The organism is Candidatus Scalindua japonica (genome assembly GCF_002443295.1).
GTDB lineage: Bacteria > Planctomycetota > Brocadiia > Brocadiales > Scalinduaceae > Scalindua > Scalindua japonica.
In genome coordinates, this window is the sequence record NZ_BAOS01000008.1 from 1 (window position 1) to 5,093 (window position 5,093).

1 protein-coding gene is annotated in these 5,093 nt (G+C 49.5%); it reads right to left on the bottom strand.

The window, feature by feature from the left end; all coding sequences use genetic code 11:
* A partial coding sequence (locus SCALIN_RS06125; RefSeq protein WP_133111712.1) for a type I polyketide synthase occupies positions 1–4,989 on the bottom strand: 4,989 nt, incomplete at its 3' end.
* Positions 4,990–5,093 lie beyond the last annotated feature (104 nt).

Sequence of the window (5,093 nt, forward strand, 5' to 3'; positions counted from 1 at the left end):
ACCATGAAGATTCAACATATACGATATCCGGTTTGCAAGCACTGAATGCGCAAGCCCGGTTGACATATGCGCCTCAATCTCACGGCCCTCCTGTTCATGAATAATAGACGCGTAATCACTTGACGCCACTCCTACATATAAACCGGTCTTTGTTCCGGACAGATCAGACGGCTTATATCCGGCATCTTCAATAGTCTCCCAGACACACTCCATAAACAGCCTCTGCTGAGGGTCCATCAACTCCGCTTCCATGGGAGAAATACCAAAAAACATCGGATCAAACTTGTCCACATCATCAATAAATCCACCCCACTTGATATTCGTCTTATTCACCTCTTTCTGCGGGTCTCCATAGTACGCGCGCCAATCCCAACGGTCCGCAGGTATCTCACTTATCAAATCCTTCCCACCCTCAAGGTTTTTCCAGAACTCCTCCAGATTACTACTGCCTGGCATCCTGCCGCTCATCCCTATTACCGCAACCCGATACGCCTCTCCGCTGCTTATATCCACCGACTTAGCACCCTGTGCCATAAAACGAGTACGCATGGCAGGCAATGTAACTTCTTCCACCTCTTCCACATCAACCACGTACGCATCTTTAGCTGCCACCGAAGCTCCAGGCAGATATTTCAATGCAAGCTGCTCCCTGTTCTGTGACACCAGGTACTCTGCAAATGAACCCAACGTTGAATGCTCAAAAAACACTGCCGGGTTTAACTCCACCTTGTACTCCTGGTTCATCTTGTTCGCAAATTCAGTCAGCGTTATCGAATCAAACCCGTAATCACTCATATCAGATTCAAGGTCTATCTCCTCTTTTTTAACCTTAAGCATCTCAGACACACCACGCACCAACTCCTGCTTCACCTTACCTAACAACACATCCGTATCTGCCTGCGATGTTGTCGTTACCGCTTTTAGCGCTTTTTGTACCTTTGCCGGTTGAGTCGGTTTCTGCAACAGCAGTTTTTCCCGCATCTTGACCCTATCACCTTCCGCCACCACAACATGACCATGCTCTATCATCATTGAACGATCAAAGGCCTCAACCCCCACTGATGTCTCAAGCGGCACCATGCCGCTCACACCCTTCATCATCCGCTCGACCTGCTCATCGACCTTCATACCGCCATCTCGCCACAACGGCCAGCCTATCGAAACTGTTTTCCCGGAACACCTTCCCGCATTAACCTGCCCCTGACGATATAACGCAAACGCATCAAGAAACGCATTCGCCCCGGCATAATCACTCTGGCCCATATTACCCAATACACCAGCAACCGATGAAAAGAGCACCATGAAATCAAGTTTTTCACCACCTATCACCGCATCAAGGTTCAAAGCCCCCGTTACCTTGGAGGAAAATACCTCTCTGACCTCTTCAACCCTCTTCTTCAGGATAAGCGCATCTCGTATTACCCCGGCACTATGAATAACACCATCGAGTTTACCGTGTTTCTCCTTAATCGCCTTGAACGCCTTTGCGACGTCATCAAGATTACTAATATCGGACTGTATATAGCTGACATCAAGGCCATCTTGCCTCAACGTATCTAACTCTTTCTGCTTCTCTTCGTTTAGCACAGACCGGCCGCTTAAGACCAGCTTCACCCCTTCAGTCTGACCAAGGTGCTCAGCAAAGATCCGTCCCAATCCGCCAAAACCACCTGTTATCCAGTACACTCCTCCGGACTTCACCAGTGGGACTCCCTCCACAGCCTGTGGGACCTCTTTCACTTCCACCAGACGCCTCACTTGCCGTTTATCGGGCCACTCATACCGCACTTCTCTATCACCGCCCACTTCAGAAGCGGACTCCTGTTTAACCATGGTAACAAACTGTGCTCTACTCTCTTCCGTAAATACAGGACAATAAACCACCTTACCCTCTATCCTCGGATTTTCCATATGGGCCGTCTTGAGCAGCCCGGCAAGCGGCGCATAACAATAACCGGCATCTCCATCAGGCACCAATACCAGTATCCTCTGTACCCGTTTCGGCTTACCCTCCAGACGACCACGTATCTTCTCAAATATCTCGATAAACATCCCCTCAACATCACGACCGGTCTTCTTTTTCGAAGCAGACAGACCAACAACCTCTGCGTCAGGACACTCGGCTGAAAGCAACTCTCTTAACTCTTCTTCACTCTCTGCAATTACTATCAGATAGTCTACATCATCCTTTGTTTCCACATCTTGCAAGGTGTGGTCATCCCATCTGCTTGTAGCATATAGAACGTCATGATCTGACTGGGGCTTTAAAGCGCCTTCGCCCCCCTGCAACGCCCTGACCATAAACTCCTTCATCTCTACTACCATACGGCCCTCTTCATCCGTAATAGTGATATCATACTTGAGTACCCGGCCCTTTATATCCACGCCTTCACTATACCTCACATACGCATACGCCGTCTCAGGTATCGACCCATATATAAACACTTCGTTCAGGGCAAACGGCAGGTATACTCCATCACCAGTTCCGTCAACACCGGTCGATGACACGGCCAATCCCAGTGTCGCCTGCAACGCACTATCCATCAGGCTCGGATGCAGCACATACTGCCCCGACACATCTCTGACACTCTCCGGCATAATCAACCTCGCCAGGACCTCACGCTCATTATAACGCAGGGCTTCTATCCCATGGAACGAAGGGCCATAGCTCAACCCCCGGCTGGAAAACGCCTTGTAACACCCCGGCCCATCTATCTCACCATCACACCTTGATCGGATGGCCCCGAGATCAAGAGTTTTTCCTCTCATATCTCCATAATCCCCGGTCTCAAGAATACCCTGGGAATGTACCACACGCTCATCACCCTCTGTGTGTGTACTCACCTCAAAAGAGATATTGCTGTTCTCAGGATATAGACTTATCGACAACTCCTGAGCAGCACTATCGACACGGACAGGACGGGCCCATACGATGTTCCTGATCCCGGTAATATCACCCTTAGACGCAGCACTTCCCGCCGCACGTGCCATCTCTACATACACCACCCCAGGCAAGACCTTCTCGTCATTTATGCGATGGTCACTTAAGAAAAACTCCTTTCCTGTCAATCGCGTTGTAAACTGTTGTTCTGTTAAATCTGATGTGTTGCGATGCAATAACGGATGAATTACCTCCGATATCTGATTACTGATAACCGATCTCTGGTTACCACCGTCCGGGACCCAGCAGCGCTCCCTTGCAAACGGATACGTCGGCAGGCTGATACGACATGGTTTATGTTCACCATAAAGAAGGTCCCAGTCCAATACCAGGCCTTTCACCCATAACTCTGCCAACTTGCTGAGCTTGCCCTTGGCTATCCATTTGTCTATCGCCTCCTGAAGGTCATCATCTACCGCAAACACGGACAAAACATCCTTGTTCCTTTTCACCTCACCTGTATAACAATCTTCTATACCCTCTTTGCCTGCAGCAAAGGCTTCCAATTGATTTATAAGGTCTTTGTTATCCTTAACCAGAAAGGCAGCACGACTGTCCATTGCTTCACGTCCCACCTGTAAGGTATAGGCAATATCTGCAAGGCACATACTACCAGTCTTCTCCTTTACAAATCCAAGCAGCCTCTCTGCTGACTCCTTCAGCCGTTCACCACTCCTCGCTGACAACACCACCAGCACCGGACTCCTGGTACCAGCCTTGTTAACCTTACTCACCGAAGACGACCCGGCAATATATTCCTCTACAATAATGTGTGAATTCGCACCACCAAAACCAAATGAACTAATCCCCGCACGCCGTGGCAGTACCTTATCATGCTCATCACGTATACCCTTCCATTCACACGTCTTTTTTACGACGTAAAACGGACTGCCGCTCAGATCAATATAAGGGTTAAGCTCTTCACTATGTAAACTTGCAGGCAGCTTCTTATGCTGAAGTGACAACAGGACCTTCAAAACCCCTGCTATACCCGCCGCCGTCTCTAAGTGGCCTATGTTCGTCTTGACCGATCCCAATCCACAATACGCTTCTTTTAGATCACTCTTTCCGTTACCGGAATGAGACTCCTTAAACGCCGCCTTCAAACCATTAATCTCTATCGGGTCTCCAAGCTCCGTACCGGTACCATGCGCCTCAATATATCCCACCGTTTCGGGGTCTATACCCGCCCTTTCATACGCCGTTATCAGCAACTCTGCCTGTGCTCTCGGGCTCGGCGCTGTCAACGAATTCGCCTTCCCTCCATGGTTCTCTGAAGTACCTCTGATAACCCCGTATATGTGGTCGCCATCCGTTATCGCCTTGTCAAGGGGCTTTAAAAGTATCGCCCCTACTCCCTCTCCCCTTACATAACCATTAGCGCCCTTACTAAAAGTCTTGCATCTACCGTCCGGCGCCAGCATGCCGGCCTTACCAAATGATATAAACAACTCGGGTGACAGCAGCGCGTTCACTCCACCCGCAATAGCAAGATCACAATCACCCGTCTGCATCGATTGTACCGCCCTGTGTATCGACACCAGCGAACTCGAACACGCCGTATCTATCGGCTCGCTAGGACCATGAAGATTCAACATATACGATATCCGGTTTGCAAGCACTGAATGCGCAAGCCCGGTTGACATATGCGCCTCAATCTCACGGCCCTCCTGTTCATGAATAATAGACGCGTAATCACTTGACGCCACTCCTACATATAAACCGGTCTTTGTTCCGGACAGATCAGACGGCTTATATCCGGCATCTTCAATAGTCTCCCAGACACACTCCATAAACAGCCTCTGCTGAGGGTCCATCAACTCCGCTTCCATGGGAGAAATACCAAAAAACATCGGATCAAACTTGTCCACATCATCAATAAATCCACCCCACTTGATATTCGTCTTATTCACCTCTTTCTGCGGGTCTCCATAGTACGCGCGCCAATCCCAACGGTCCGCAGGTATCTCACTTATCAAATCCTTCCCACCCTCAAGGTTTTTCCAGAACTCCTCCAGATTACTACTGCCTGGCATCCTGCCGCTCATCCCCTATTTACCGCAACCCGATACGCCTCTCCGCTGCTTATATCCACCGACTTAGCACCCCTGTGCCATAAAACGAATACGCATGTCAGGCAATGTTAACTTTC